Source organism: Streptomyces sp. NBC_01723 (genome assembly GCF_036246005.1).
Taxonomy (GTDB): Bacteria; Actinomycetota; Actinomycetes; order Streptomycetales; family Streptomycetaceae; genus Streptomyces.
This window is the reverse complement of sequence record NZ_CP109171.1, coordinates 6,686,064-6,712,209: the sequence shown is the minus strand read 5'-3', so window position 1 is coordinate 6,712,209 and position 26,146 is coordinate 6,686,064. Positions and strand designations below refer to the sequence as shown.

26 protein-coding genes are annotated in these 26,146 nt (G+C 72.5%); 12 read left to right on the top strand and 14 right to left on the bottom strand.

Features of this window, described 5'->3' with window-relative positions:
* Positions 1–526: 526 nt before the first annotated feature.
* Positions 527–1,315 carry an SDR family NAD(P)-dependent oxidoreductase gene (locus OIE75_RS31550; RefSeq protein WP_329472968.1) on the top strand — a complete coding sequence of 263 codons (789 nt, stop codon included), beginning with the start codon at positions 527–529 and terminating at the stop codon, positions 1,313–1,315.
* Positions 1,316–1,418: 103 nt separating this feature from the next.
* Here OIE75_RS31550 and alc read toward each other — a convergent pair whose 3' ends face one another.
* Together alc and allB are read right to left on the bottom strand one after the other, a co-directional pair.
* Positions 1,419–2,549 (bottom strand): allantoicase, encoded by a 1,131-nt coding sequence (gene alc / locus OIE75_RS31545; RefSeq protein ID WP_307015891.1) that lies wholly within the window; start codon positions 2,547–2,549, stop codon positions 1,419–1,421.
* 44 nt (positions 2,550–2,593) lie between these two features.
* A complete protein-coding gene (allB, locus tag OIE75_RS31540; protein WP_329472967.1) occupies positions 2,594–3,949 on the bottom strand; it encodes an allantoinase AllB in 1,356 nt (451 codons plus the stop codon).
* 236 nt (positions 3,950–4,185) lie between these two features.
* Between allB and allR the strand changes: the two genes are divergently transcribed.
* Complete coding sequence (gene allR / locus OIE75_RS31535; protein WP_234961703.1) at positions 4,186–4,989, top strand: allantoin degradation transcriptional regulator AllR; 804 nt, start codon at positions 4,186–4,188, stop codon at positions 4,987–4,989.
* Between the two features lie 16 nt (positions 4,990–5,005).
* Here the strand turns inward: allR and OIE75_RS31530 are convergent, their stop codons facing one another.
* Positions 5,006–5,323, bottom strand: coding sequence for a DUF5955 family protein (locus OIE75_RS31530; RefSeq protein ID WP_329472966.1), 318 nt, complete (start codon positions 5,321–5,323; stop codon positions 5,006–5,008).
* A 142-nt stretch (positions 5,324–5,465) separates the two neighbouring features.
* On the opposite strand from OIE75_RS31530, the gene OIE75_RS31525 reads away from it, so the two are divergent.
* Both OIE75_RS31525 and aceB read left to right on the top strand, forming a co-directional pair.
* Positions 5,466–6,065, top strand: coding sequence for a nucleotidyltransferase family protein (locus OIE75_RS31525; RefSeq protein ID WP_329472965.1), 600 nt, complete (start codon positions 5,466–5,468; stop codon positions 6,063–6,065).
* A gap of 184 nt (positions 6,066–6,249) precedes the next feature.
* A complete protein-coding gene (gene aceB / locus OIE75_RS31520; RefSeq protein ID WP_329472964.1) occupies positions 6,250–7,872 on the top strand; it encodes a malate synthase A in 1,623 nt (540 codons plus the stop codon).
* A gap of 64 nt (positions 7,873–7,936) precedes the next feature.
* Here aceB and OIE75_RS31515 read toward each other — a convergent pair whose 3' ends face one another.
* Positions 7,937–8,851 (bottom strand): HipA family kinase, encoded by a 915-nt coding sequence (locus OIE75_RS31515; protein ID WP_329472963.1) that lies wholly within the window; start codon positions 8,849–8,851, stop codon positions 7,937–7,939.
* Positions 8,852–9,005: 154 nt separating this feature from the next.
* Between OIE75_RS31515 and OIE75_RS31510 the strand changes: the two genes are divergently transcribed.
* Complete coding sequence (locus OIE75_RS31510; protein ID WP_329472962.1) at positions 9,006–9,431, top strand: DUF6003 family protein; 426 nt, start codon at positions 9,006–9,008, stop codon at positions 9,429–9,431.
* A 13-nt stretch (positions 9,432–9,444) separates the two neighbouring features.
* On the opposite strand, the gene OIE75_RS31505 is transcribed toward OIE75_RS31510, so the two are convergent.
* Both OIE75_RS31505 and OIE75_RS31500 read right to left on the bottom strand, forming a co-directional pair.
* Positions 9,445–10,059, bottom strand: a complete 615-nt coding sequence (locus tag OIE75_RS31505) for a TOPRIM nucleotidyl transferase/hydrolase domain-containing protein (RefSeq protein WP_307015881.1) — start codon at positions 10,057–10,059, stop codon at positions 9,445–9,447.
* A 62-nt stretch (positions 10,060–10,121) separates the two neighbouring features.
* A complete protein-coding gene (locus OIE75_RS31500) occupies positions 10,122–11,663 on the bottom strand; it encodes an IucA/IucC family protein (RefSeq protein WP_329472961.1) in 1,542 nt (513 codons plus the stop codon).
* A gap of 117 nt (positions 11,664–11,780) precedes the next feature.
* On the opposite strand from OIE75_RS31500, the gene OIE75_RS31495 reads away from it, so the two are divergent.
* From OIE75_RS31495 to OIE75_RS31485, 3 genes are all read left to right on the top strand, one after another.
* A complete protein-coding gene (locus OIE75_RS31495; protein WP_329472960.1) occupies positions 11,781–13,307 on the top strand; it encodes an IucA/IucC family protein in 1,527 nt (508 codons plus the stop codon).
* Between the two features lie 62 nt (positions 13,308–13,369).
* Positions 13,370–14,647, top strand: a complete 1,278-nt coding sequence (locus tag OIE75_RS31490) for a VWA domain-containing protein (RefSeq protein ID WP_307015878.1) — start codon at positions 13,370–13,372, stop codon at positions 14,645–14,647.
* On the top strand, positions 14,647–15,456 hold the full coding sequence (locus OIE75_RS31485; protein ID WP_307015877.1) for a hypothetical protein: 810 nt from the start codon (positions 14,647–14,649) through the stop codon (positions 15,454–15,456). The genes OIE75_RS31490 and OIE75_RS31485 overlap by 1 nt, the downstream gene beginning before the upstream one ends.
* A 50-nt stretch (positions 15,457–15,506) precedes the next feature.
* Here the strand turns inward: OIE75_RS31485 and OIE75_RS31480 are convergent, their stop codons facing one another.
* Complete coding sequence (locus OIE75_RS31480) at positions 15,507–16,151, bottom strand: winged helix-turn-helix transcriptional regulator (protein ID WP_329472959.1); 645 nt, start codon at positions 16,149–16,151, stop codon at positions 15,507–15,509.
* 87 nt (positions 16,152–16,238) lie between these two features.
* On the opposite strand from OIE75_RS31480, the gene OIE75_RS31475 reads away from it, so the two are divergent.
* Complete coding sequence (locus OIE75_RS31475) at positions 16,239–17,447, top strand: pyridoxal phosphate-dependent aminotransferase (RefSeq protein WP_307015875.1); 1,209 nt, start codon at positions 16,239–16,241, stop codon at positions 17,445–17,447.
* A gap of 7 nt (positions 17,448–17,454) precedes the next feature.
* Here OIE75_RS31475 and OIE75_RS31470 read toward each other — a convergent pair whose 3' ends face one another.
* Positions 17,455–17,769, bottom strand: a complete 315-nt coding sequence (locus OIE75_RS31470) for an ATP-binding cassette domain-containing protein (RefSeq protein WP_329472957.1) — start codon at positions 17,767–17,769, stop codon at positions 17,455–17,457.
* Between OIE75_RS31470 and OIE75_RS31465 the strand changes: the two genes are divergently transcribed.
* From OIE75_RS31465 to OIE75_RS31455, 3 genes are all read left to right on the top strand, one after another.
* Entirely contained in the window at positions 17,743–18,342 is a 600-nt protein-coding gene (locus OIE75_RS31465; protein ID WP_125493491.1) for a histidine phosphatase family protein, read from the top strand. The two genes, OIE75_RS31470 and OIE75_RS31465, sit on opposite strands and share 27 nt — an antisense overlap.
* 51 nt (positions 18,343–18,393) lie before the next feature.
* Positions 18,394–19,044 carry a hypothetical protein gene (locus OIE75_RS31460; protein ID WP_329472956.1) on the top strand — a complete coding sequence of 217 codons (651 nt, stop codon included), beginning with the start codon at positions 18,394–18,396 and terminating at the stop codon, positions 19,042–19,044.
* Positions 19,045–19,135: 91 nt separating this feature from the next.
* Entirely contained in the window at positions 19,136–19,558 is a 423-nt protein-coding gene (locus tag OIE75_RS31455; protein WP_329472955.1) for an acyl-CoA thioesterase, read from the top strand.
* A gap of 60 nt (positions 19,559–19,618) precedes the next feature.
* Here OIE75_RS31455 and OIE75_RS31450 read toward each other — a convergent pair whose 3' ends face one another.
* The 6 genes from OIE75_RS31450 to uraD form a co-directional block, all read right to left on the bottom strand.
* Positions 19,619–21,022 (bottom strand): nucleobase:cation symporter-2 family protein, encoded by a 1,404-nt coding sequence (locus tag OIE75_RS31450; protein WP_329472954.1) that lies wholly within the window; start codon positions 21,020–21,022, stop codon positions 19,619–19,621.
* 243 nt (positions 21,023–21,265) lie between these two features.
* The gene (locus OIE75_RS31445; RefSeq protein ID WP_122618802.1) at positions 21,266–22,654 is read right to left on the bottom strand and encodes an 8-oxoguanine deaminase; all 1,389 of its coding nucleotides are present in this window, start codon (positions 22,652–22,654) and stop codon (positions 21,266–21,268) included.
* A 72-nt stretch (positions 22,655–22,726) separates the two neighbouring features.
* Positions 22,727–24,139, bottom strand: a complete 1,413-nt coding sequence (locus OIE75_RS31440; protein ID WP_125493497.1) for a nucleobase:cation symporter-2 family protein — start codon at positions 24,137–24,139, stop codon at positions 22,727–22,729.
* Positions 24,140–24,203: 64 nt separating this feature from the next.
* Complete coding sequence (gene pucL, locus OIE75_RS31435) at positions 24,204–25,139, bottom strand: factor-independent urate hydroxylase (protein ID WP_307015869.1); 936 nt, start codon at positions 25,137–25,139, stop codon at positions 24,204–24,206.
* 8 nt (positions 25,140–25,147) lie between these two features.
* The gene (gene uraH, locus OIE75_RS31430; protein WP_307015868.1) at positions 25,148–25,567 is read right to left on the bottom strand and encodes a hydroxyisourate hydrolase; all 420 of its coding nucleotides are present in this window, start codon (positions 25,565–25,567) and stop codon (positions 25,148–25,150) included.
* A gap of 2 nt (positions 25,568–25,569) precedes the next feature.
* The gene (uraD, locus tag OIE75_RS31425; RefSeq protein WP_307015867.1) at positions 25,570–26,079 is read right to left on the bottom strand and encodes a 2-oxo-4-hydroxy-4-carboxy-5-ureidoimidazoline decarboxylase; all 510 of its coding nucleotides are present in this window, start codon (positions 26,077–26,079) and stop codon (positions 25,570–25,572) included.
* Between the last annotated feature and the right edge of the window lie 67 nt (positions 26,080–26,146).

Genomic DNA, 26,146 nt, shown 5'->3' with positions numbered 1-26,146 from the left:
ACGCCTTCACCGAGGTACCGCTCACTGACTGCACTGCTGGGTACTGCGAACTTCACTTGCCGGTCCTGCTCACGGCGGCTCCTGATCACTGCGAGCCACCCGGTCCGGTCGTCAGCCCCGTCACCATCCTGCATCCCTGGCTCCGGGACTCCACCACCGCACCGTCCTGCACACTGCAACTACGTACTACTGCCAGGCAGTTCATGTCTGCCAGGCCCTGCTGTCTCTCTGGGTCACGGGATAAACCATAACCACACCACCTCCCAATGTCTACTCCAGCCAGTACAGATTTCCTGCGTTTCCGACGGGGAGTAATCGGCCTCGAACAGCGATGAGGGCACCAAATGGAGTCCGCGCAGGCCAGGCCGAGGAAGGCCGAGACGGCCAACCGGAGACCGGTCGGCGCACGCGTGAGGCGTGGCGGTGTCGTTGTACCGCGCCGGGACCGGCGGCCGGGTGAGGACCGTCCGGGTTCGACGTCCGATCGCCGCCAGCGTGCGCGCGTGCCACCCGCTGGGATGGCCGCATGAACACGAACACGAGCACGAATGCACGCATCGACCACTCGGCACGCGACTTCTCCGCCCCTCTGCTCGGCCGGACGGCCCTCGTCACCGGCGGCAGCCGCGGGATCGGCGCCGCGACCGCCCTGCGGCTGGCGCGGGAGGGCGCCGACGTGGCCCTTACCCATGTGAACGGCAAGGACGCCGCCGCGGACGTCGTACGGGCCGTGGAGGCGCTGGGACGACGGGCGGTGGCCCTGCGGGCGGACTCCGCCGACCCGGGCGAGGCGGCGGGGGCGGTGGAGCGGGCCGCCGACGCCCTGGGCGGGCTCGACGTGCTGGTCAACAACGCCGGCGTCGGGCTGCTCGGCCCCATCGAGGGGTTCTCGGTCGCCGACCTGGACCGGGTCCTGGCCGTCAACGTGCGCGGCGTCTTCCTCACCGCGCAGGCGGCGGCCGGCCGCATGGCGGACGGCGGACGGATCATCACCATCGGCAGCTGCATGGCGCAGCGCGTGCCGGGTCCCGGCGGGACGCTGTACGCGATGAGCAAGTCGGCGCTGATCGGGCTGACCAAGGCGCTGGCCCGGGAACTGGGCGGGCGCGGCATCACCGCCAACATCATTCACCCCGGCCCGATCGACACCGACATGAACCCGGCCGACGGGCCGTACGCCGACGGCCAGTCGGCACTGACCGCGCTGGGCCGCTTCGGCACGGCGGACGAGGTGGCGTCGACGGTGGCGTACCTGGCCGGCGCCACGTACGTCACGGGCGCGGAGTTCGCCGTGGACGGCGGCCACACGGCGTAGGGCACCCTCCGGCGCTGCACGCGCACACCGTGGGAGAACGCACGCGCGGGGCGCACCGGTGCTGTCCGGCCGGGCGCCCCGCGCGTGGGTGTGAAGGGCGGGGTCAGCCGCCGAGTTCCTGGTGACGGGCGGCCAGGTGGGCCGCGCCGTCCTCGGTGAGGGAGCCGAACAGGCGCAGGCGGGAGATGCCGCCGTCGGGGAAGATGTCCACGCGCGCGTGCGTGCCGACGGCCGGCTCCGGCAGGACGAAGCGGTGGTTGGTGTCGGGCTGGAGGCGGGTGCGGGGCAGGATCTCGCGCCACTCCCCGCTCTCGCCGTCCTGCACCGACACCGAGGCCCAGCCGGCCGAGTTGCCCTTCAGGTAGGCCGTGTCGATCTCGATCGCGCGGATCTGGGAGCGGTCCACCAGCCGGTAGCGGATCCAGTCGTTGCCCTGGTCGCGGCGGCGGCGGGTCTCCCAGCCGTCGTCCATCTTGCGGGAGCGGCCCGGCTGGATGGTGTTGGTGGCCGGCGAGTAGAAGAGGTTGGAGGCGTCCTCGGCCCGGCCGCCGTTCTCCAGGGCGACCACGTCGAAGGTGCCGAGGGCGGTGAGCCAGGCCGGGTCCGGGAGGACCTCGCCGTACACGCGCAGCCGGGCGATGCCGCCGTCGGGGTGCTGCTTGAGGCGCAGGTGGGTGAAGCGCTGCTCGGCCGAGACCGCGAAGCCGTTGGCGGCGTGGCCGCCGACGGGGGTGCGCGGGACGAGGGTCGTCCACTTGACGTCCCCGGCGAGCAGTTCCTCCGCCGACGGGGAGCCCTCGACGGTGGCGCCCTCGACGGAGACCGCCTGCGGGTAGTTGCCGCGGAAGTGGGCCGTGTCGACCACGATGCCGCGGATCACGCCGGGGGCGCCGAGCCGGACCAGCGCCCAGTCGTGGTCCTCCTCGGTGGGCCAGGGGTGCTCGGCGGAGGCGCCGCGCCGCCGCCGGGTCTCCCAGCCGTCCATGACCTTGCCCTTGTGCCCGAAGTGCTCGGGGTCGAACTCGGCGGGCTCCGGCACCAGCAGGTTCTCGCGCTGGGCGAAGAACTCGTCGTTGGCGGCGACGACACCGGCGCCCAGTCGCCGGTCGGCGAGGTTCGCGAGATGGGTGAACGGGAGGTCGGCCGTGCGGTAGTCCGCGTACGGGTCACCGCCTCCGTAGGGGTTCGCGTCGCCGGTGAAGCTGGCCAACTGGGAGTTCTGCTGGGCCGTCACGGTGATCAGGTGTTCCTCTCGGGGTCGTTCGGGGTGGTCTGGGTTCAGGGGGTCCGGACGTCTCCGGTCCGGGTGAGGAGCTGTCCCTTCGGGTCGGTGAACGCGCCGTCCGCCAGGACGCGCTCTCCGCGCAGCCAGGTGGACTTCACGACGCCGTACAGGGTCTTGCCCGCGTACGCGGTGACGCGGTTGCGGTGCTGGAGGGCGGCCGGGTCGACGGTGAACGTCTCCTCGGGGGCGAGGACGGCGAAGTCGGCGTCGTGTCCGGCCGCGATGGCGCCCTTGCGCCCGTCGAGACCCACCTGGCGCGCCGTCTGCGCCGACATCCAGCGCACGATGTCCTCCAGGCCGAGACCGCGCTCGCGGGCCTTGGTCCACATCGCCGGCAGGCTCAGCTGGAGACCGGCGATGCCGCCCCAGGCGGTGGCGAAGTCGTCGGTCTTGAGGTCGGCGGTGGACGGCGAGTGATCGGTGACCACGCAGTCGATGGTGCCGTCCACGAGGGCCTGCCACAGCAGGTCCTGGTTGGCGGCCTCGCGGATCGGCGGGCAGCACTTGAACTCGCTGGCGCCGTCCGGCACTTCCTCGGCGGTGAGCGTGAGGTAGTGCGGGCAGGTCTCGACCGTCACCCGCACGCCGTCGGCGCGGGCCTCCGCGATCAGCGGCAGGGCGTCACTGGAGGAGAGGTGGAGGATGTGCACGCGGGCGTCGAACCGCTTGGCCTGCGCGAGCAGGGTGGCGATCGCGGTGTCCTCGGCGTCGCGCGGGCGGCTGGCGAGGAAGTGGCTGTACTTCGGACCTCCCTGCTGCGGGGCCGCGGCCAGGTGGTGCGGGTCCTCGGCGTGCACGATGAGCAGGCCGTCGAAGGCGGCGATCTCCGCCAGCGACCGGGCGAGCTGCTCCTGGTCGAGGTGCGGGAACTCGTCGACCCCGGACGGCGACAGGAACGCCTTGAAGCCGAAGACACCGGCCTCGTGCAGCGGGCGCAGGTCCTTGACGTTGTCGGGCAGGGCGCCGCCCCAGAAGCCGACGTCGATGTGGGCCTTGGCGGCGGCGACCTCGCGCTTGGTGCGCAGGTGACCGACCGTCGTGGTCGGCGGGATGGAGTTGAGCGGCATGTCCACCAGGGTGGTGATGCCGCCGGCCGCCGCCGCGCGGGTGGCGGTCCAGAACCCCTCCCACTCGGTGCGCCCCGGGTCGTTCACGTGCACGTGGGTGTCGACCAGGCCGGGCAGGACGACGTGGTCGCCGACGTCCTCCAGCCGGGCGCCCTCCGGGACGGGGGCGTCGTACGGGAGGACGGCGGTGATCTTCTCTCCGGTCACCGCGATCGACGCGGCGCGTGTCCCCTCGGGAGTGACGACGCGCGTCGAGCGCAGCACCAGTTCAGCCTGCGACACCCGAACCCCTCTCTTCCCTGCCCTGTGTTTCAACGTTCTGTTGAAGGAGTCTTCACTCCCCGCCGGACCCCGTCAAGAGGCACCCTTTGTGGAGGCATGCCCAGTACCAAGCCCTGGACGTTTCCACAAAGCGGAATTAGAATTCCAGCAAGCAGAACGTAGCTACGTACAAGCCGGTAGTCAACCGGCCGCCGGGTACGCTTCTTTCCTCCCGCCAGCCCCGAAAGGAACGTGCCGTGCCGACGTCCAGCGCCAGCACCACCGACTCCGCCAGGTCCGCCACAGGCGGCGTCCAGTCCCTGGAGCGCGCCTTCGACCTGCTCGAACGGATGGCGGACGCGGGCGGCGAGGTCGGCCTGAGCGAGCTGTCGGCCAGCAGCGGCCTGCCGCTGCCGACCATCCACCGCCTGATGCGCACCCTCGTGGCCTGCGGATACGTCCGTCAGCAGCCCAACCGCCGGTACGCGCTCGGCCCCCGCCTGATCCGCCTGGGCGAGTCCGCCTCCCGGCTGCTCGGCACCTGGGCCCGCCCGCACCTGGCCCGCCTGGTCGAGGAGACGGGCGAGACGGCGAACATGGCGCTGCTCGACGGCGACGAGATCGTGTACGTCGCCCAGGTGCCGTCCAAGCACTCGATGCGCATGTTCACCGAGGTCGGCCGGCGCGTCCTGCCGCACTCCACCGGCGTCGGCAAGGCGCTGCTCGCGGACTTCCCGGCGGAGGAGGTGCGCGCTCTGCTGGGCCGCACGGGCATGCCGGCCGCGACCGACAAGACGATCACCACGCCGGACGGGTTCATCGCGGCGCTGGCGGACGTGCGCCGCCAGGGATACGCGATCGACGACAACGAGCAGGAGATCGGCGTGCGCTGCCTGGCCGTCTCCGTGCCGGACTCCCCCACCGCGGCGGCCATCTCGATCTCCGGCCCGGCGGGCCGTGTCACCGAGGCCGCGACCGACCGGATCGTGCCCCTGCTCCAGCAGGTGGCGGCGGAACTGTCGGAAGCACTGCTGACGTCGAACGGCAACCCGGCGGCCTGAAGCCGCCCGACCGCCCCTAGCCGCGCGGGGGCGGGTCCCCGAAGAGTTCCACGGCGTGCCGGACCTCCGTCAGCCCCGGCGACAGGGCGCTGACGGAGCCGATCGCGGCGGCTATCAGCAGCAGGGAGCGGCGCAGCCGTGGCGCCTCGGGGATCCCGTTCCCCGCCATCGCAGCGAGGTCGGCCAGCTCGTTCTCGGCGATCGCCCGGTCCGGGAAGTCGGCGGGCAGCAGGGCGAGTTGGCGGCGCAACCGGGACACCGCGGCCCTCAGTTCCGCCACCCTCACGTCCTCGTCGCCGACGGTCCCTCGCCTCTGCCCCAAGCTCCGCAACACAGCCCTCCCCCTCGAACCCCGTCGTGCGCGGGCCAGTAAACGCCACGCCGCCCGGCGCACGCCACCACGCGGACCGAATTTCAGTCTTCGGCAACCCCGCGCACGCCCGGACGTTTGGCGGGCCGTCGGGTATGCAGGACCCATGACGGATGACGAAGACCAGGTGGCGGGGCTGCTGCTGGCCGCCGGAGGCGGCCGGCGGCTCGGCGGGCGCCCCAAGGCACTGCTCGAACACCGTGGACACCCACTCGTCGAACACGCGGTCGCCGTGCTCCGCGCGGCCGGCTGCACCCGCGTGCACGTCGTCCTCGGGGCGCGCGCGGCGGACGTACGCGACCGGGCGGATCTCGCGGGCTGCGTACTCGTGGACAACCCGGACTGGGAGCGGGGCATGGGGTCCTCGCTGCGGACCGGGCTCGACTCGCTCACCGGGACGGCGGCGCGGGCGGCCCTGGTCTGCCTGGTGGACCAGCCCGGCATCGGCGCGGAGGCGATGACCCGGGTGCGCGCCGGATACCGGGACGAGACGTCGCTCGTGTCGGCGGCGTACGCGGGGGTGCGCGGGCACCCCGTCCTGCTCGGCGCCGCGCACTGGGCGGGGGTCGCGGCGACTGCCACCGGGGACCGGGGGGCACGCGCCTACCTGAGGGAACACGAGGCCGAGATCGCGCTCGTGGAGTGCGCAGACGTGGCGCAGCCGTACGACATCGACACCGAGGCCGACCTGGTCCACCTTGAGTGAAGGGCGTGGCACCGAGCGCCACCTTTCCTCGAACCGGAGAATCTCGACGTCAACAAACCATTGAAGTTCCACGATGAGGAAACTAGTATCCACTGACCAGAAGCACTCGACTGCACGGCGAGTGCGTAATGCCCCCATACGCACCCTCTGGCACCCGGTGCCACGCTGAAGGAAGTGACAGCTCATGTCCGCACCAGCGCCGTCCCCGCTGGCCATCGTCGACGCCGAGCCCCTGCCCCGGCAGGAAGAGGTCCTCACCGATGCGGCGCTCGCCTTCGTGGCCGAGCTGCACCGGCGGTTCACGCCCCGGCGTGACGAGCTCCTCGCCCGCCGTGCGGAGCGCCGCGCCGGGATCGCCCGCACCTCCACGCTCGACTTCCTCCCGGAGACCGCCGCCATTCGCGCGGACGACTCCTGGAAGGTGGCCCCCGCTCCGGCCGCGCTGCAGGACCGCCGGGTCGAGATCACCGGTCCGACCGACCGCAAGATGACCATCAACGCCCTCAACTCGGGCGCGAAGGTCTGGCTCGCGGACTTCGAGGACGCCTCCGCGCCGACCTGGGAGAACGTCGTCGGCGGCCAGCTCAACCTCGCCGCCGCCTACCACCGCGCCATCGACTTCACCGACGAGCGCACCGGCAAGTCGTACGCCCTGCGCCCGGACGCGGAGCTGGCGACGGTCGTCATGCGCCCGCGCGGCTGGCACCTCGACGAGCGCCACCTCCAGGTCGACGGCCGTCCGGTACCGGGCGCGCTGGTCGACTTCGGCCTGTACTTCTTCCACAACGCCCAGCGCCTGCTGGACCTCGGCAAGGGCCCGTACTTCTACCTGCCCAAGACGGAGTCGCACCTGGAGGCCCGCCTCTGGAACGAGGTGTTCGTCTTCGCGCAGGACTACGTCGGCATCCCGCAGGGCACCGTCCGCGCCACCGTCCTGATCGAGACGATCACGGCCGCGTACGAGATGGAGGAGATCCTCTACGAACTGCGCGACCACGCCTCGGGGCTGAACGCGGGCCGCTGGGACTACCTGTTCTCCATCGTGAAGAACTTCCGTGACGGCGGCGCCAAGTTCGTCCTCCCGGACCGCAACGCGGTCACGATGACCGCCCCGTTCATGCGCGCGTACACCGAACTCCTCGTGCGCACCTGCCACAAGCGCGGCGCGCACGCGATCGGCGGCATGGCGGCGTTCATCCCGTCCCGCCGGGACGCCGAGGTCAACAAGGTGGCCTTCGAGAAGGTCCGCGCCGACAAGGACCGCGAGGCCGGCGACGGCTTCGACGGCTCCTGGGTCGCCCACCCCGACCTGGTCCCGATCGCCATGGAGTCCTTCGACAAGGTCCTCGGCGACCGGCCCCACCAGAAGGACCGGCTGCGCGAGGACGTCGACGTCAAGGCGGCCGACCTCATCGCGATCGACTCCCTGGACGCCAAGCCGACCTACGCGGGCCTGGTCAACGCGGTGCAGGTCGGCATCCGTTACATCGAGGCATGGCTGCGCGGTCTCGGCGCGGTCGCCATCTTCAACCTGATGGAGGACGCGGCCACCGCCGAGATCTCCCGCTCGCAGATCTGGCAGTGGATCAACGCGGAGGTGGTCCTCGACAACGGCGAGCAGGTCACCGCCGAGCTGGCCCGCAAGGTCGCCGCCGAGGAACTGGCGAACATCCGCGCGGAGATCGGCGACGAGGCCTTCGCGGCCGGCAACTGGCAGCAGGCCCACGACCTGCTCCTGACGGTCTCGCTCGACGAGGACTACGCCGACTTCCTGACGCTGCCGGCGTACGAGCAGCTCAAGGGCTGACGCCCGGTCCCGTGACCCGGCCCGCGCCCCCGGTACCGCACAGCACCGGGGGCGCGGTCGTGTCTCAGTCCACGTGGGCGGACCAGTCCCGTTCGGCGGCCGGCCTGCCGTGCAGGTCGGGGACGCGCTTGAGCCAGTCCGGGCGCCCCCGCTCGGTCCGGGCGGCGCGGGCGGCGTTCTCGGCGGCCAGCTCGTCGCGGCCCGGGAAGTGGGTGGGCAGCCACTGCGCCGAGGCCCGTACGCGCGCGTGCAGGTAGCCGACGTAGGCGGAGCGCAGCTCGTCCGGTGTGCCGAAGCCCGCCTCGGGGGTCAGCCAGGCGTCCGGCACCCGGCCCACCACGTCGCGCAGCAGCTCCTCCGTCACCTTCGGGGCGAGTTCGGCGTCGGCGGCCCGGACGTCGGGCGCGTAGGGGCCGAGGGCGTGGTGACGGAAGTCGTACGCCTTCTCCGGGGCGGAGGTGTCCCAGCGGTGGTGGAAGACGAGCGCGGCGCCGTGGTCGATCAGCCACAGGCGCGGGGGTGCGACACCGAGGGTCGGCCAGACCATCAGGTTGGAGCTGTGCACCGTGCGGTCCACGTTCACGGTGAGTGCGTCCAGCCAGACGACGCGCCCGGCCTCCCGCGCGTCCACGGGGAACGTTCCGGCCAGCTCCGGCGTGAGGTCGGCGCCGCCCGACAGGTAGTCCATGCCGAGGTTGAGTCCGGCACTGGCGTCGAGCAGGTCGCGCACCTCCTGGTGCGGCTGGTCCTCGGCCGTCGCCGGGTCGAAGTGCGCGAGGACCAGCTCCGGCACCCGGAGCCCCAGCTCCCGCCCCAGCTCCCCGACGATCACCTCGGCGACCAGCGCCTTGCGGCCCTGCGCGGAGCCGGTGAACTTCAGAACGTAAGTGCCCAGGTCGTCGGCCTCGACGAGACCCGGCACCGAACCGCCCTCGTGCAGGGGTGCGACGTAACGCGTCGCCGCGACCTCTCTCAGCACTTTCCCTGCCCACCCATCTCATCGGCCCCCGGAGTCCGCTCCACGACCGGAGGTCAGGTTACTAGGGGCACGTCCCGGCTCACGGCGCCCGGCCCTCCCGGACCGCACTAATATCAGTGCCTCACACCCGTGTCGGGAAAGGCGAAGTTGAGCGATGGCCGATGACGCGTACCTGTTCCTGCTGCCGGAGCGTCATCCGCGGCTCGCGGCGCCGCTGGCGGCGGTCGGGCCGTTGGAGTGTCTGGAGACGCCCGCCGTACGCGGCTGGCTCTCCGCGCACGGTACGGCGCCGGGGTCCGAGCAGGTCAGGATTCTTCCGGCGGCCAAGGACGTCCTCATCCCGGAGGACGCCGAGCGGCTGCCCGTGCCGCTGACCGCGGACGAGGCCCTGCGGGTGGAGCAGGAGTGCACCCCGGCGTCCATCACCGACCTGGAGAGGGAGCTCCTCGGTTTCCGGGAGGCCACCCAGGACTGGGAGACGCTGGTGCACCGTGCTCACGCGGCCGGGATCCCCGCGCCCCGCATCGCGCAGCTCACCGGGATCGACCCGGTGGACATCGGTCGGCTGACCCGGTTCTGACGCGCCCGTCCGGTCACAGGCCCGTGAAGAGTCCGCGAAGTGGAGCGGGTGTCCGGGCGGGGTCGAGGGCCTCGACCAGGAGGCGGCCGTAGCGGATCTTGCGGCCCTTCTTCGTGGAGAGGAAGCGCCGCAGCTGCTGGTGCCGGGAGCGGCCGTGCTGGGCGGGCTGGCCCAGGAAGGTCTGCCAGGGGCGCAGCTCGCCCTCGGCCCGGATGATCTCCTCGGCCCGTTCCGGGCCGAGGGCGCGGAGCAGTTCGTCCTCCAGGTCCGCCTCGCAGACGAAGAAGTCCCGCGGTGCCCCGGCCCGCTGCCAGCCCCGTTCGTAGAACCGCACCTCGCCCACGTCGCACAGGCCCTTCAGGCACAGGCCGAGACCGGGCGGGCCGAGCAGACCGGCGTAGCGGCCGACGCTCATCGCCCCGCCCATCGCCACCACGGCCACCCCTTCGGCGACCAGGTCCCGGCCCTCCCGCACGGCCAGCGCCTCGACGGCCGCGAGGTCGCTGGGGCCCTCCAGCAGCACCGCCGTCCGCAGCCCGAGCGCCTCCGCCAGCTCGCCCGCCGTGTCACCGGTCCCGCCGGCCGCCCAGCGCGCGGCCTCGTCCCGGAACGCCTCGATGTCCGCCATGCAGTGAGTGTGCCCCTCCGGGGCCCGCGATCGCACGGATTATCGCGGCGGACCCGGGCCGCTCACGCCTCCCGCAGGGGGTTGGGCAGCGGCAGGTAGCGGGCCTCCGCGCCGTCGGCGCCGGTCCAGCGCAGGAGGAGGTTGGTCTTGGCGGGGAGGGTGGGAGCGCTGAGCAGGGCGGGGATTTCGGGGAGCGTGTGGCGGGAGAGGGCGCGGCGGACCGCCGGCCAGGGGTCGAGGCCGGGGTGGTGTTCGGCCAGGGCGGCGGCGATCTCCCAGAGGTGGTTGACGACCAGGCAGTAGACCAGCCGTTCCCAGCCGTCCGCGCGGGAGGTGTCCGGCAGCAGCTTGACGCCCTCCGCGTCCCGGAACAGGGCCTGGACCGGGGTGCCGTCGGCGTCCACGGCGACCAGGGTGTTCTGGAGGTGGGCCTCCAGGACGACGCCGTCGTCGGCGAAGGCGGTCAGCACGGGCGGCACGACGGCGTCGAGGTACGCCCGCCACCAGGCCGCCGGGTCGGTGGCGCGGGCCAGGGGGCTGCCGGGGAAGCCCTCCACGAGCGCGGCGGCGAGCAGCGGGGTCGCACCGGGCAGGACGCGGTCGCGCAGTCCGTCGCGGACGACGACGGCCAGTTCCTCGAAGGCGAAGTCCGCCGTGCGGTGGCCGCGGTCGCCGAGCCAGGCCGCAGGGGGCCCGGCGGCGGCGAACGCCTCGGTGACCGCCGTGTCGGTGCGGCGCAGCCGGAGCAGGTCGTGCCGCCACAGGCGCCGGATGTCGTTGGTGATGCGCACGTCGAGGCTGAACTTCAGGAAGAGGTCGCGCCCCGGCAGGTACTCGGGCGCGTACACCGTGCGGATCGCCGCCGTCGGCCAGGTGAAGAAGCCGGTGGTGCCCAGCCGGACGAGCCGCCCGTCGCGGAAGGCGGGGGCGAGTGCGGTCGCCGTCAGGTCCAGCTGCCACGGGTGGGCCGGCAGCAGCCGGTAGCCGGGCGGGGCCTGGCCGAGGGCGTCCAGGGCGGCGGTGTCGCCCTCGTCGACGACCGTGTCCTCGCGCACGCCGAGCAGCACCAGCGGAAAGCGGGCGTGCGCCTCGGGCGCGTAGGGCAGCCAGCCGGAGTGCGGGCCGCCGCCGCGCGCTTTGGGGGCGGGGTGGTGGGTGTGGCCGGTGAGGAGGGACTGCTCGGAGCGGAGGTAGGAGTCCTCCGGCGGGGTGGCACGCGCGCGTGCCGTCAGCAGCGCGGCCAGAGCGTCCCGGCTGTCGGTCATCTCGGTGGGCAGTTCGTGGTTGGCCAGGCCGGTGTGCCGGCGCAGCTCCTCCGAGACGAGTTTCACCAGCTCGGCGTGGCCGACGCGGTGCCAGCCACCCGCCGCGCGAAGTTCCGGTTCGGCGGGGCGCCGGCCCGCGCGCACCCGCAGCAGTCTGCCGCCGGGCAGCCGGTACACCGGGCGCGCCCCGGCGCCGGGCAGCGGCCGGGCCACCTCGCGCAGCAGGCAGTTCAGCAGCGGTACGGCCGCGCAGGCGTCGGCGCGTTCGGCGATGCCGCCCGGGGAAGCGGCGTCCCGGGCGGCGCCGGTGGGCAGGGGCAGGAGATCCACGCGTTCCACTCGTTCCCTACGGTCTGTCCATGGCGGAGAGGACGGAGACGATCAGTATGTCTGTAGACGTCAGGTCCGTGATCGTCCCTCCGCCTGCCGTCGTACCCGTACCCGAGGAGCCCGCCCGTGCACCGTCCCAGCAGCACAGAGGCCGAGGTCGCCGACGAGCTGGCGGCCGTCCGCCCCGCTCTGGCCGACCGGTTCGCCGCCGAGCGGCCGGGTGCCCGCGCGGCCGTGCTGTCCCGGCTGTGGCGTGCGTTCGCCCACGAGCCGCTGCCCTGGATCGCGGGCCGGGAGTCCGCCGGCGACGGACTGGTGCTGCGCCTCGGGGACGGCCGACGGCTGGCCGGTCCGGCGGCCGACCCGTATCGCACGGACGCGTACGCCCCGGTGGTCCACCTCGACGAGGTCGCGTACGACGATCCGGAGCGGCTGATGACCGACCTCGCCGTAGCGCACTCCACCGGGTTCGCGGCCGAACTCGGGCACAGCGTCGCCTCGTTGGCGCTGTCGCGCGCCGGACAGCCGCGGGGGGTGGGCGGTGCGGCGCCGGAGGTTCACCCGGACGAGTGGCCGGAGACCGACTGGGGCTGGGAACGGCGCGTGGTCGACGGGCACCCCTACCACCCCGGCTGCCGTTCGCGGCCGGGCTTCTCGGTCGCGGAGCAGCTCGCGTACGGGCCCGAGCACGGGCCGGTGGTGGAGCTGGGCCTGGTGCCGGTCCCGGCGGCCGAGTGCCTGGTGACGGGGGCGTGGCCCCGGGAGTGGCGCGACGGGCCCGCGGTGCTGGTGCCGGTGCATCCGTGGCAGGCGGCGCACGTACTCAAGCGGCCCTGCGAGGAGGGGATCGCCGCGCACCCGCTGATGTCCCTGCGGACGCTGGCCGTGCCCGGCGGACCGCACGTCAAGACCGCGCTCAGCGCCCGCCTGACGTCCTCGGTGCGGGACATCTCGGTCGCCTCGGTCGGCGCGTCGGCGGACGTGTCCCGCTTCGGGCAGGAGCTGGCGGCGCGCCTGGAGGGGCTGCTGCACGTCACCGGCACCCTGGGCGCGGTGGCCGCCGGCTCCCCCGACCTGGCCGCCGTACTGCGCGAGTCGCCGCGGGCCTACGCGGCCCCCGGCGAGCACGTGGTCCCGGTGGCCGCGCTGGCGGGCATCGGCCTTTCCGGGTCGCCAGAGTGGCAGGCGGCGTTCGCGCGGCTCGCGCTCGGCGTGGGGCTGCGCCTGCTGGAGCTGGGCGTGGCCCTGGAGGCGCACGGGCAGAACCTGCTCGTGGTGCTCTCCCCGACGGGCGAACCGCTGCGCCTGGTCTACCGCGACCTGGCCGACATCCGCGTCAGCCCGGCCCGCCTGGCCCGGCACGCCGTCGCCGTCCCGCCGCTTCCCGCGCGGATGCTCACCGACGATCCGGTGGCGCTGCGGCGCAAGTTGTTCGGTTCGCTGGTGGGCGGCGCGCTGGCGGCGACGGCGGGTTCCGGTGCGGCGCTGGGCAAGGCGCTGGAGGAGGCGGTACGCGAACTGCCGCGCACCCCCGACGTCCTGGCCCTGTGCGAGGAGCCGCTTCCGGTGAAGTCGCTGACGTTGATGCGTACTTCGCCGGGGACCGCGGGGGATCTGTGGACGGAGCTGCCCAATCCACTGCACGCGGGGTGAAGACGGGGCGTCGTGGCGGTCTCGTTTTGGAGCCCGGCGTCAGCGGTCAATAGGATCCGCCGATGATCACAAGAACACGGCTGGCGGCGGGCACCTGTGCCCTGCTCGCCGCGCTGGCGGCCGGGTTGGCGTTCCCGGCCGGAGCGGTGGCCGGTGAACCCACGGGTGAGGACGCTCCGAAGGTCGACCTCGTGCTCGACGTCAGCGGGTCGATGCGGACGCGGGACATCGACGGCGGTACCCGGATGGCCGCGGCGAAGCGGGCCTTCAACGAGGTGCTGGACGCGACGCCCGAAGAGGTGCAGCTCGGCATCCGCACACTCGGCGCCGACTACCCGGGCGACGACCGCGGGACGGGCTGCAAGGACACCGCGCAGCTCTACCCGGTGGGCCCGCTGGACCGGACCGAGGCGAAGACGGCGGTGGCCACGCTGGCGCCCACCGGCTGGACGCCGATCGGCCCCGCGCTGCTCAAGGCGGCCGACGACCTCGACGGCGGCGCCGGGTCCAAGCGGATCGTGCTGATCAGCGACGGTGAGGACACCTGCGCCCCGCTCGACCCGTGCGAGGTGGCCCGCGAGATCGCCGCCAAGGGCATCGGGCTGACCATCGACACGCTGGGCCTGGTGCCCAACGCGAAGATGCGGCAGCAGCTCAGCTGCATCGCCGAGGCGACCGGCGGCACCTACACGTCGGTCGAGCACACCGACGAACTGACCGAGAAGGTCAACCAGTTGGTGGACCGCGCGGCCGACCCGGTGGTGACGCCGGTCGCCACCGAGGGCGCGGACTCCTGCGCGAAGGCGCCGACGCTGAAGTCGGGTCTGTACACCGACCGCGCGGAGTTCGGCGGGCAGCGCTGGTACCGGGTCGACGTGGCGCCCGGCGAGGAGTTGCGCGCCTCGGTGAGCGTGGGTGCCGACCGGGCCGTGAACCCGTCCCACGGTGTGCTGCTGCGGGCGGTTACGGCGCACGGGCGCGAGATCGTGCGCGGCGAGGCGGCGGGCGACGGCCGCACCGACGTGCTCTCGACGGGGCTGCGATACCCGAAGGCGGAGAGCGACTCCGGCGAGGACTCGGCGGACGCGGCGACCGAGGCCGTGTGCCTCCAGGTCACCCACTCCTTCTCCGTCGCCTCCGGCGTGAAGACCTCGCCCGGTCTGCCGCTGGAGCTGACCGTCGACGTCGTGGACGCCCCGAGTGACGCCGACGACGTGGCCTCCTTCGGTCTCGGCCGGGGCTGGTGGCTGCTCGGCGTGCTGGTGCTCGTCGGCTTCCTGGCCGGTCTGCTGTGGGGCTGGCTGTCGCGCTGGCGGTTCGCGGTCTGGAGGACCAACTGATGCGATCGACCCGAGCGTTGAGCGCGACGGTGCTGCTGCTGGGACTCGCCGCGGCCCCCGCGGCGGCCGGCCCCTCGCCCTCCGCGAGCCCGTCGGACGACGGCGGCGCGCCGACCGAGGCGGGTACGTCGTTCCGTACGGCGGCCGAGATCGAGCAGGGGCAGCGGGCCACGGCGAACGGCTCCGCGGGCGACTACCTGTACTGGTCGTTCCCCGCCGACGCCGGCCAACGGCCCACCGTACGGGCCACGGTGGAGCTGCCCGAGACGCACGAGGCACAGACCTGGCGGATCGACGTGTACGACGGTCTGCGCCGCCGCCAGGCCTGCCAGTGGGGCGCCGAGAACCGCACCGCCGCCGCGGACGCCTCCACCCTGCGACTGGCCTGCGTGCTGCGCACGGTGCGCGCCTGGTCGGAGCCGTGGGCCAACGACCCGCTGCCGGGCACGTACTACGTCCGGCTGACGGCCGTGAACCTGCCGACGTCCGACCTCGGCGTCCCGGTCGGCACCGAGGTACGGGTGGACTCGAAGGACATCGGCGGGGCCGCGGCGGTCGACGGCTCGCTCGCCGAGCCGCTGGTGCCGGGCGTCGCGGTGTCCTCCGGCAAGGACGACGGGGAGGACGGCGAGGAGCGCGGCGCCGTGCTCTCCGCGATCGAGCCGGAGGACGGCTGGTCGTCGGGCTGGTGGTCGGACCGCTGGGTGTGGACCGGCGTCGGCGCGGTGCTGGCCGCGCTCGCCGGCATCGGCGGCTACGCGCTGACCCGCGGGTCGGGCCGGCCGTCCCGGGTGCCGCCGACGGCCTGACGTGCGCTCAGGAGGCCCGCCCCGCACACGGGGGCGGGCCTCCTGGTGTCTCACCCCTCACGCAGCGCCTTGGCCGCCGTGCCGTCACCGGTGACCTCGACCAGGCCCTCCCGCACCGCCTCCCGCAGCCCGGTCTCACCGCGGCTCAGCGCCGCGCACGTCCCGGCGTCCAGCACCAGCCGGGCGTCGGGTTCACCGGGCGCCGGCCCGTCGCCGTACACGGGGCCGCCGTCCCCCCGCGCACCGGCGTGCAGGTGGAAGTCGCCCTCCTCCAGCCGGACCTCGACCAGCCCCTGAGCCGCCCCGGCCTCCCTGAGGGCGCGCAGCAGGGGCAGGGCGAACCAGTGCGCCCGCAGGGCGTCCGTTGGCCGCCGCTCCCCCAGCTCGCCCGCGCCCCACGCGCCGAGGGCCTCCAGCACCGGCAGCAACTCGTGCCCCCGCGCGGTGAGTTCGTAGACGTACGCCGCTCCGGGCGGCGGCAGCCTGCGCCGGGTCGTCAGTCCCTCGCGCTCCATGTCCTTCAGCCGGGAGGCGAGCACGTCGGTGCTGACGCCGGGGAGGTCGGCGTGCAGGTCGGTGTAGCGTCGCGGCCCGGCGAGCAGCTCCCGGACGATCAGCAGGGTCCAGCGGTCGCCGACGGCGTCGAGCGCGCGGGCGGCGGAACAGTACTGGTCGTAGCTTCGGCGAGGTGACATGCGACGCAGTGTAGACAAGTTGTTGGACTTTCCAAGCTCCTACTTGGTAAAACCAAGCAACACCAGATACCGGAGGGGAAGCGGCGCATGGAGTTCCGGCAGTCGAACAAGCTCAGCGAGGTCTGCTACGAGATCCGCGGCCCGGTCATCGAGCACGCCGACGCGCTGGAGGAGGCGGGGCACAGCGTGCTGCGCCTCAACACCGGCAACCCGGCCCTCTTCGGCTTCGAGGCGCCCGAGGAGATCCTCCAGGACATGATCCGCATGCTCCCGAGGGCGCACGGATACACCGACTCGCGCGGCGTCCTGTCCGCCCGCCGCGCCGTCGCCCAGCGCTACCAGACCCTGGGTCTGGAGGTGGACGTGGACGACGTCTTCCTCGGCAACGGCGTCTCGGAGCTGGTCTCCATGGCCGTACAGGCGCTGTTGGAGGACGGCGACGAGGTGCTGATCCCCGCCCCCGACTTCCCCCTCTGGACGGCGGTGACCACCCTCGCGGGCGGCAAGGCGGTGCACTACCTCTGCGACGAGCAGGCCGAGTGGTACCCCGACCTGGCGGACATGGAGTCGAAGATCACCGACCGCACCAAGGCGGTCGTCGTCATCAACCCCAACAACCCCACCGGCGCGGTCTATCCCAAGGAGATCGTCGAGGGCATCCTCGACCTCGCCCGGCGGCACGGCCTGATGGTCTTCGCCGACGAGATCTACGACCAGATCCTCTACGACGACGCCGTGCACCACTCGGCCGCCGCCCTCGCCCCCGACCTGGTGGTGCTCACCTTCTGCGGGCTCTCCAAGACGTACCGGGTGGCGGGGTTCCGCTCCGGCTGGCTGGTCGTCACGGGCCCCAGGCAGCACGCGAAGGACTACCTGGAGGGCCTGACCATGCTGGCCTCCATGCGCCTGTGCGCCAACGCGCCCGCGCAGTACGCCATCCAGGCCGCGCTCGGCGGCCGCCAGTCGATCCGCGAGCTGACGGCCCCGGGCGGCAGGCTGCGCGAACAGCGTGACGTGGCCTGGGAGAAGCTGAACGAGATCCCGGGCGTCTCCTGTGTGAAGCCCAAGGGCGCGCTGTACGCGTTCCCGCGCATCGATCCGAAGGTGCACGGCATCCACGACGACGAGAAGTTCGTCCTGGACCTGCTGCTGCGGGAGAAGATCCAGGTGGTGCAGGGGACCGGCTTCAACTGGCCGAGCCCCGACCACTTCCGCATCCTCACCCTGCCCCACGCGGACGACCTGGAGGCGGCCATCGGGCGGATCGGCCGGTTCCTGGGCGGGTACCGGCAGTAGCGGCCGCTCAGGTCCTCGTCAGCTTGCCGCGCCTGAGGCGGATCACCTCGTCCGACGCGTCCGCGACCGCCCGTGAGTGGCTCACCGGGACCACGCACTTGCCCTCGCCGTGCGCCGGCTGCCGGAACACCTCGATGATCCCGTCGGCGGTGTCCTGGTCGAGGCTGCCGGTGGGCTCGTCGGCGAAGAGGAGGTCGACCTCGCAGGCGAGCGCCCGGGCGATGGCCACCCGCTGCTGCCGGCCGCGGCCGAGGTCCGCGAGGCCACGGCCTGCCCGGGACCGTAGCCTGGAGACATGGGTGATCTTTTTCTGGTCCGGCACGGCGAGACCGAGTGGTCGCGGTCGGGCCGGCACACCGGACTGACGGACGTGCCGCTGACCGAGCACGGGCGGGACCAGGCGCGGAGTCTGGTCCCGCTGATCCGCTCGCACCGGATCGGGGCCGCCTTCGTCAGCCCCTTCCAGCGGGCCCGCGAGACGGCGGAGCTGATCGGACTGCACGACGTGCGGGTCGACCCGGACCTGCACGAGTGGGACTACGGCGGGTACGAGGGGATCACGACCGTCGAGATCCACCGCTCCCGGCCCGACTGGTTCCTGTTCAGCGACGGCGTCGAGCCCGGGCCGCCGGAGCATCCCGGGGAGACGCCGGAGCAGGTCGGGGAGCGGGCGGACCGGGTGCTGGCCCGGGTGGAGGCGGCGTTCGCCAACACCGAGGGGTGCGTGGTGCTGGTCGCGCACGGACACTTCCTGCGGGTGCTGACCGCACGGCACCTGGGGCTGCCGCCCTCGCACGGGGCGCTGTTCCAGTTGGGCACCGGCACCCTGTGCCGACTGGGCACGGAGCACGCGCGGCCGGTGATCGCCGCGTGGAATGTCAGACCCCCGTCGTAGTCTTCGAGAGCGTCACCGAAGGCGTCGCCGGTGAGGGGAAGGGAGGACGCCGTGGCACTGTGGCCCACCCCCGCGCAGCGGCGGGTCATCGACGCCGCCGACCACGCCACCGGGCGTCTCAGGGGGTCGGAGACGCAGCTGGCGGCGCTGGTGAAGCGGGGGCTCGCCTTCCGGCACCCGCGCCCGCCGCACGACCACTTCCTGACCCCGGCCGGGCACCGGATACGGGACGCGGGGGCCGAGCCGGACCCGCCGGGAAGCCCGGAGCCCGCTCCCGCCGCCGACTCCGACGGGGGCGTCTTCGCCGCGCGGGTGGGCGGGGAGGAGGACGTGCCGGAGCGTACGGGGCCCGCCCGGCTGCGCGAGGTGCGCGGCGCCTGGCAGGGACTGCTCGAACTGCGCCGGATGACGCGTGCCGACGGCAGTGCGGAGCTGCCCTGCGCGTGGGAGCGGACCCACCTGGTGCGGGCCGCCGCCCTCGCGCTGGAGGCGGCGGGGCACCGTCCGGCGGGCCCGGAGGGCGACGACGGGTACCGGGTGCGCGCGACCCCGCAGCCGGAGGCCGTCGCCGTGCGCGAGCCGGACGACACCGCGCGGCGGGCCTGCGCGCAGACCCTGGAGCGCGCGGGGTGGCAGGTCGGCGAGCACACCGAGCCACGCACCCGGGCCCGTTACCTGCTGGCCTCCCCACGGAAGGTGTGACGCTCCCCCACCGTGCCAGGATCGACCGGTCAGTACGTCCACGAGCCATGATGTCGACAAGATCGTACGAACAAGAGGAGAGGCAGCAGCGGTGAGTGAGCCGTTTTCCGTACCCGTGACGGTCCGCGGGTACGAGACCGACACCCAGGGCCATCTCAACCAGGCCGTGTATCTGAACTACGCCGAGCACGCCCGCTGGTCACTGCTCACCGCGGCCGGCATCCGGCAGGCCGACCTGGTCGCCCGCGGGGTGGGGCCGGTCGCCCTGGAGACGACCATCCGCTTCCAGCGCGAACTGCTCGCCGGGGACGAGGTCGAGGTGACCTGCGCGTTCGAGTGGGGCGAGGGCAAGACCTTCCGCATCCACCAGGTCATCCGCAAGCCGGACGGCACCGTGGCCGCCGAAGTGGAGGGCGTCGGCGGCCTCATGGACCTCAAGGCACGCAAGCTGGTGACCGATCCGCGGGAGCGCTTCAAGGAACTCGCCGCGGATCCGCGGCTGTTCGGGCTCTAGGCAGCCGCCGCCCGCCACGGGGCCGGCGTCCCCGAGGGAGAGGCGCCGGCCCGGTTCGTGTCAGGTGCCCGGGGTCACGGCGTGGCCGCGTTCCCGGGATGCCTCGGTGATCTCCTCTCCCGCCTCCATCGGGTGGGTCACGTCCTCCGCCTCCCGTCCCCGGCCGCCGATGTGGTTGAAGAGCAGGTTGAGTACGACGGCGGCCACACAGCCCGTCGAGATGCCCGAGTCCAGGATGATCTTCGCGTTCTCCGGGAACGAGTGGTAGAACTCCGGGGCGGCGATCGGGATGATGCCGACGGCCAGCGAGACCGCCACGATCAGGACGTTGTTGTCCTTGTCGAGGCTTGCCCGGACCAGGGTCTGGATGCCGCTGGCCGCGACCGAGCCGAAGAGCACCACGCCGGCCCCGCCGAGCACGGGCCGGGGGACGACGGCGATCAGCGAGGCGGCCATCGGGCACAGGCCCATCAGCACCAGGAAGCCGCCGCCCACGGCGACGACGTAGCGGCTGCGGATCTTCGTCATCGCGACCAGGCCGATGTTCTGCGCGAAGGCGCTGCACATGAAGCCGTTGAAGACCGGGCTGATCGCCGAGCCGAGGGTGTCGGCGCGCAGGCCGGCCGCGATGGTCTTCTCGTCGGCCGGGCGGTCCACGATCTCGCCGAGGGCGAGCATGTCGGCGGTGGACTCGGTCATCGAGACCACCATCACCACGCACATGGAGACGATCGCGGCGATCTGGAACTGCGGGGCGCCGAAGTGGAAGGGCGTCGGGAAGCCGACGACGTCGGCGTCCGCGACCGGCCCGAAGTCCGTGACGCCGAACGGGATGGCGATGAGGGTGCCCGCGACCAGGCCGAGCAGTACGGCGATCTGCTTGACGAAGCCGGTGGTGAAGCGGCGCAGCAGGAGCACGATCACGAGGGTGATCGCGGCCAGGCCGAGGTTGGTGGCCGAACCGAAGTCGTCCGCCTCGGGGCTGGGTCCCTGCGCCCAGCCGAAGGCCACGGGCAGCAGGGATATGCCTATCAGGGTGATCACGGTGCCGGTGACGACCGGCGGGAAGAAGCGGATCGCCTTGCTGAAGAAGGGCGCCGCGACGAAGCCGAGGAGTCCGGCGACGATGACCGCGCCGAAGATGATCGGCAGCGCGTCGGACTTGTCGTCGGTCGAGGCGACGACGGCGGTCATGGGGGCGACACCCGCGAAGGTGACGCCGTTGACGAACGGCAGCCGGGCGCCGATCTTCCAGATGCCCAGGGTCTGCAGGAAGGTGGCGAGGCCCGCGGTGAACAGGCAGGCACCGGTGAGGAAGGTGAGTTCGGTGGCGGACAGCCCGATGGCCGCGCCGACTATCAGGGGTGGTGCGACTACTCCGGCGTACATCGCGGCCACGTGCTGCAGGCCGGTCGTCGCCATCTTCAGGGGCGGGAGTTTCTCGTCAACAGGGTGGTCGGCCACGGCGGCGTCCCTCCGGTCGGTTACGCGTCGGCTCTGACGCGGGTGTCATGGAGGTGGTGCTGGTGGTGATGGTCGTGCGGGACCGTGACGGACCGTCTGGGGAAACGGTGACCGCTCCGGGGGCGCGCGCATGGGCGCGCACGCCCCGGAGTCGGCCGCCGTGGGCCCCGCTCGGGTCCACGGCTACCGGCCGGGAGCCGTCCCTCCCGGCCGGAGATCAAATGGTGTGCTGTTGTGCGGTGTTCAGGCCTGGGCGGCGATCCGCGCCAGGCGCTGCGCCTCGTCGCGGGTGGAGCGGGCGATGGCGTCCTCGTCGACGGTCAGCAGGCGGCCGTCCTCGACGATCTGCCGGCCGTTCACGAACGAGGCCGTGACCGGGGCCGCGGCGCCGAAGACCAGCGCGGTCACCGGGTCGGCGATCGCGGAGTGGGCGAGGGTGTCCATCCGCCACAGCACCAGGTCGGCGAGCTTGCCCGCCTCCAGGGAGCCGGTCTCGGCGGCCCGGCCGAGGACCTGCGCACCGCCGTGGGTCCCCAGGCGCAGCGCCTTGCGGGCGTTCAGCGCGGCCTCGCGGTGGGCGCCGAGGCGGTTGATGAGGAGGGCGTTGCGCAGTTCGGTGTGGAGTTCACCGGACTCGTTGGAGGCGGTGCCGTCGACGCCGAGGCCGACCGGGACGCCGGCGGCGAGCATGTCGGGGACCCGCGCGATGCCCGCGGCCAGACGGGCGTTGGAGGACGGACAGTGGGCGACACCGGTCTTCGTGCGGGCGAAGGCGGCGATGTCGGAGTCGTTCATGTGGACGCAGTGCGCCATCCACACGTCCTCGCCGAGCCAGCCGGTGGACTCGAAGTAGTCGGTCGGGCCCATGCCGAACAGCTCGTGGCAGAACTTCTCCTCCTCCACGGTCTCCGAGCCGTGGGTGTGCAGCCGCACGCCGAGGCGGCGGGCCAGCTCGGCGCCCTGGCGCATCAGTTCGGTGGAGACGGAGAAGGGGGAGCAGGGGGCGACGGCGACCTGGGTCATCGCGTCGAAGGAGGAGTCGTGGTGCTCCTTGACGGTGGCCTCGGTGGCGGCGAGCGCGCCGTCCAGGCTCTCCACCGCGAAGTCCGGCGGCAGTCCGCCGTCCGACTCGCCGCGGTCCATGGAGCCGCGGGCGAGGGTGAAGCGGACACCCGTCTCGCGGGCGGCGCGGATGATCGCGCCGGACAGGTCGCCGGAACCCCGCGGGTAGACGTAGTGGTGGTCCATGGCGGTGGTGACGCCGCCGCGGGCCATCATGGCGAGGGACCCCTGGGCCGCCGCGTACGCCATGGGCTCGTCGATGCGCGCCCACGTCGGGTACAGGGCGACCAGCCAGTTGAACAGGTTGTGGTCGGTGGCCAGGCCCCGGGTGATCCACTGGTAGAAGTGGTGGTGGGTGTTGACCAGACCGGGGGTGACCAGGTGTCCGGTCCCGTCGATCCGGCGTACGACGTTCTCCAGACCCTCCGGTGCCCGGCCCGCGCCGACCGACTCGATCCGGTTGCCGGCGATGACGACATGGCCCGAGGCGTACTCGGTGTCGCCCGCGTCGACGGTCGCGATCGCGCAGTTCTCGATGACCGTGCGCTCGGCTGCCGATGATGCTGCCATGCTGCTTCCTTGTCTTTCAGTGGGGCCAGTGGGCGGGGATTCGAGTACCCACGGGGAGGGCACGGCAGGACCCTAGGAGGATTTGAGTGCCGGAACCGGCTGGCGGCTCCGGGTGCCGAGATGGTGGAAGAAGAGGTTGAGTGAGACCGCGACGAGCGCGCCGGCGCTGATGCCGGAGCCGAGGACGGTCTGCGCCCAGGCGGGGAACTCGGCGTAGAAGGCCGGCGCGGCCAGCGGGATGATGCCCGCACCGAGCGCCACGGCGACCAGGATGATGTTGGAGCTGTCGTCCAGTCCGGCCTCGGACAGCGTACGGATGCCGCTGACGGCGATGGAGCCGAAGAGGACGATGCCCGCGCCGCCCAGGACCGGCATCGGGACCAGGGAGACGACCGCGCCGAGCACCGGGAAGGCGCCGAGGACCAGCAGGGTGGCGCCGGCGACGGCGACGACGTAGCGGCTGCGCACCCGGGTCAGCGAGACGACGCCGACGTTCTGCGCGAAGGCGGAGGTGGGGAAGCCGCCGAAGACCGGCCCGATCAGGGTGGCGAGGCCGTCGGTGCGCAGGCCGCGGGTGATGACCTTGGAGTCGGCGCGGCGGTCGCAGATCTCGCCGAGGGCGAGCATGCCGGCGGACGACTCGGTCATCAGGACCAGCATCACGATGCACAGCGACAGGACGGCCGCGGGCTGGAACTCGGGGGCGCCGAAGGCGAACGGGGTGGGCAGCGCGGCGACCGGCGCGGACTTCAGGGCGCCGACGTCGGCCATGCCCAGGGGCAGGGCGACGAGGGTGCCGACGAGCAGGCCGAAGAGCAGGGCGACCTGCTTGAGGAAGCCCCTGCCGAACCGCTGGACGACGAGGATGACGCCGAGGGTGAAGGCGGCGAGCGCGAGGTTGCGCATCGAGCCGAAGTCGGCGGCGGCCTTGTCCCCGCCCTGCGCCCAGGCGACCGGCACCGGCATCAGCGTGACGCCGATGAGGGTGATGACCACGCCGGTGACCAGCGGTGGGAAGAAGCGGAGCAGCCGGCCGAAGAACGGGCCGACGGCGAGGCAGAACACGCCCGCGACCATCACCGCGCCGTAGATGGCGGGGAGCTGACCGCCGCCGCCGTTGGTCTCGGCGATGGCGAGGATGGGGGCGATGCCGGCCGAGGATGCGGCGTTGACGAAGGGCAGCCGGTTGCCGACGAAGCCCTTGACGCCGAGGGTCTGGAGCAGGGTGGCGACGCCCGCGATGAGCAGGCTCGCGGCGATCAGCCGGGTGCGGCCCTCCAGGTCGAGTCCGACGGCCTGGCCGATGATGAGCGGAGGGGTGACGACGCCCGCGTACATGGCGGCGATGTGCTGGAGCGCGGCGGGGACGAGCCGCGAGGGGTGGAGCTTCTCGTCCACCGGGTGCACGGACGTGACGGCGTCCTCGGTGTGCGCCGGCGGGGTGGAACAGGAGCCTTTCGCCGGCTCGGATGCAGGCTGTGCCATGGTGTTCCCTCCGGTGTGGCGCGCCGCCGGCCTCGGTGGCCGGGCCGGCGGCGCGCGTCCCGCGTCAGAGGTTGGTCATGTCGACCGGGATGAGTTGCTCGGCGCCGTCGCGCAGGATGGTGGCCTCGATCAGGCCGTAGGGGCGGTCGGCGGCGTAGTAGACGGCGCCGTCCTTGGCCTCGTTGTCGATCCCGAAGGGCGACAGGTCGGAGCGGAAGTGGTGCTTGTTGGGCATGGAGAAGCGGATCTCGTCGACCTCGTCGCGGGAGTTCAGCACCCGCACGCCCATCTCGAAGAGAGTCTGCTGGAGCGAGTACGAGTAGGTCTCGGCGAACGCCTGGAGCGCGTGCTTGCGCACCCCGTGGTACGAGCGGTCCCAGTCCGGGGCGTGCGAGTCGACGCCGTCCCAGTTGTGCCGCCACCAGGTGGAGACGGTGGTGGCGAGGATCCGGTCGTAGTCCTCCTTGAGGGTCGTGTACTTGTCCTTCAGGTAGCCGAAGAACTCGGAGTTGGTCGAGTTCAGAACGGTCAGGTCCTTGAACCCGGAGAGCACCTGGATGCCGTGGCCGTCGTACGTGATCTCCGCGACCCGGGTCTCCTGGCCCGTGCGGACGAAGGAGTGGGCGATCTCCTCGGAGCCGACGAAGCGGGCGCCGCCCTTCGAGGTCTCGATCCGCTCCCAGCCGTACTCCTCGATGCGGATGCGGGCCCGCTTGATGGGCTCGTTGTTGTCCACGAAGTGGCGGGCGAGCTTCACACCGAGGTCCTCGGCGCTCTCGATCCCGTGCTCCTTGGCGAAGGCGAACACCGTGTTCTTGGTGGTGTCGGTCGGCAGGACGTTCGCGTTGGAACCGCTGCGGTGGACCTCCTCCATGTCGCCGGACAGGGCGACGGAGACGTTGAGGTCCTTGATGTGGTGCGTGTCGCCGTCACGCGTGATCTTGACGACGCGGTTCTCAGCCTTGCCGTACTGGTTCTGTCCCAGGACGAAACGGGTCATGGTTTCGGTCAGCTCCCTCGGTAAACGGAGTAGCCGAACGGGTTGAGCAGCAGCGGAACGTGGTAGTGCTCGCCGGGCACCACCGCGAAGGTGATGGTGACCTCGGGGAAGAACACGGGCCGGCCGTTCTCGCTGTCCCGGAGCGCGGGGGCGTCCTGCTGGGCCGCGGCTTGTTTCTTGGCGAAGTACGTCTCGGTGTCGAAGCCGAGGCGTACGTGGGTGGTGCCCTCCGGCAGGGCCGGGAGGTCCTTGCACCGGCCGTCGGCGTCGGTCGCGGAGCCGCCGAGCGCCTGCCAGTCCCCTCTTTGCCCGTGATGGGCCGAGCCGCCCGCGCGGGCGGCGAGGTGGACGGCGACTCCCTCGGCGGGGCGGCCGACGCTGGTGTCCAGGATGTGCGTGGACACGGAGGCGGTGGTGCTGGTGCTCATGGTCAGGCGTCCTGTTCGACGAGTCGGGTCAGGCGGATGCGGTTGATCTTCCCCAGCTCGGTGCGGACGATCTCCCTCTCCTGCTCGGGCGAGTTGCCGATCCGCTCCTTGACCGCGTCCCGCATCTGCTCGCCGGTCCGGCCGGTGGCGCAGATGAGGAAGACGTGGCCGAACCTGTCCTGGTAGGCCAGGTTGAGTTCGAGCATCTCCGCCTTGAGTTCCTCGGCGGCACCGGCCATACCCGCCTGCTCGCGGGACGAGGTCGGGTCGCCGGGCTTGGGGCGGCCGATCGGCGGGTGTCCGGCCATCGCCTCCGCGAGGTCCTCCGCCGTCAGTGAGGCCATGGCGGCGTCACTGGCGGCGTACAGGTCCTCGGGGGTGGCGAAGGGGCGGGCGGCGAGCAGGTGCCGGGCCCAAGCCGTGGAGGCGCACGCCTCGTGGAGTTCGGCGCGTGCCGCGGACTCCTCGAGGGTGTTGAATCGGGCCAGGCCCGACGCGGATGTGGACGTCACGGGAGCCTCCGTGGCCTTGTGCTGAACGGGCGTGCCGATAGCTAACGCCCTCGGAAACAAGCCGTCA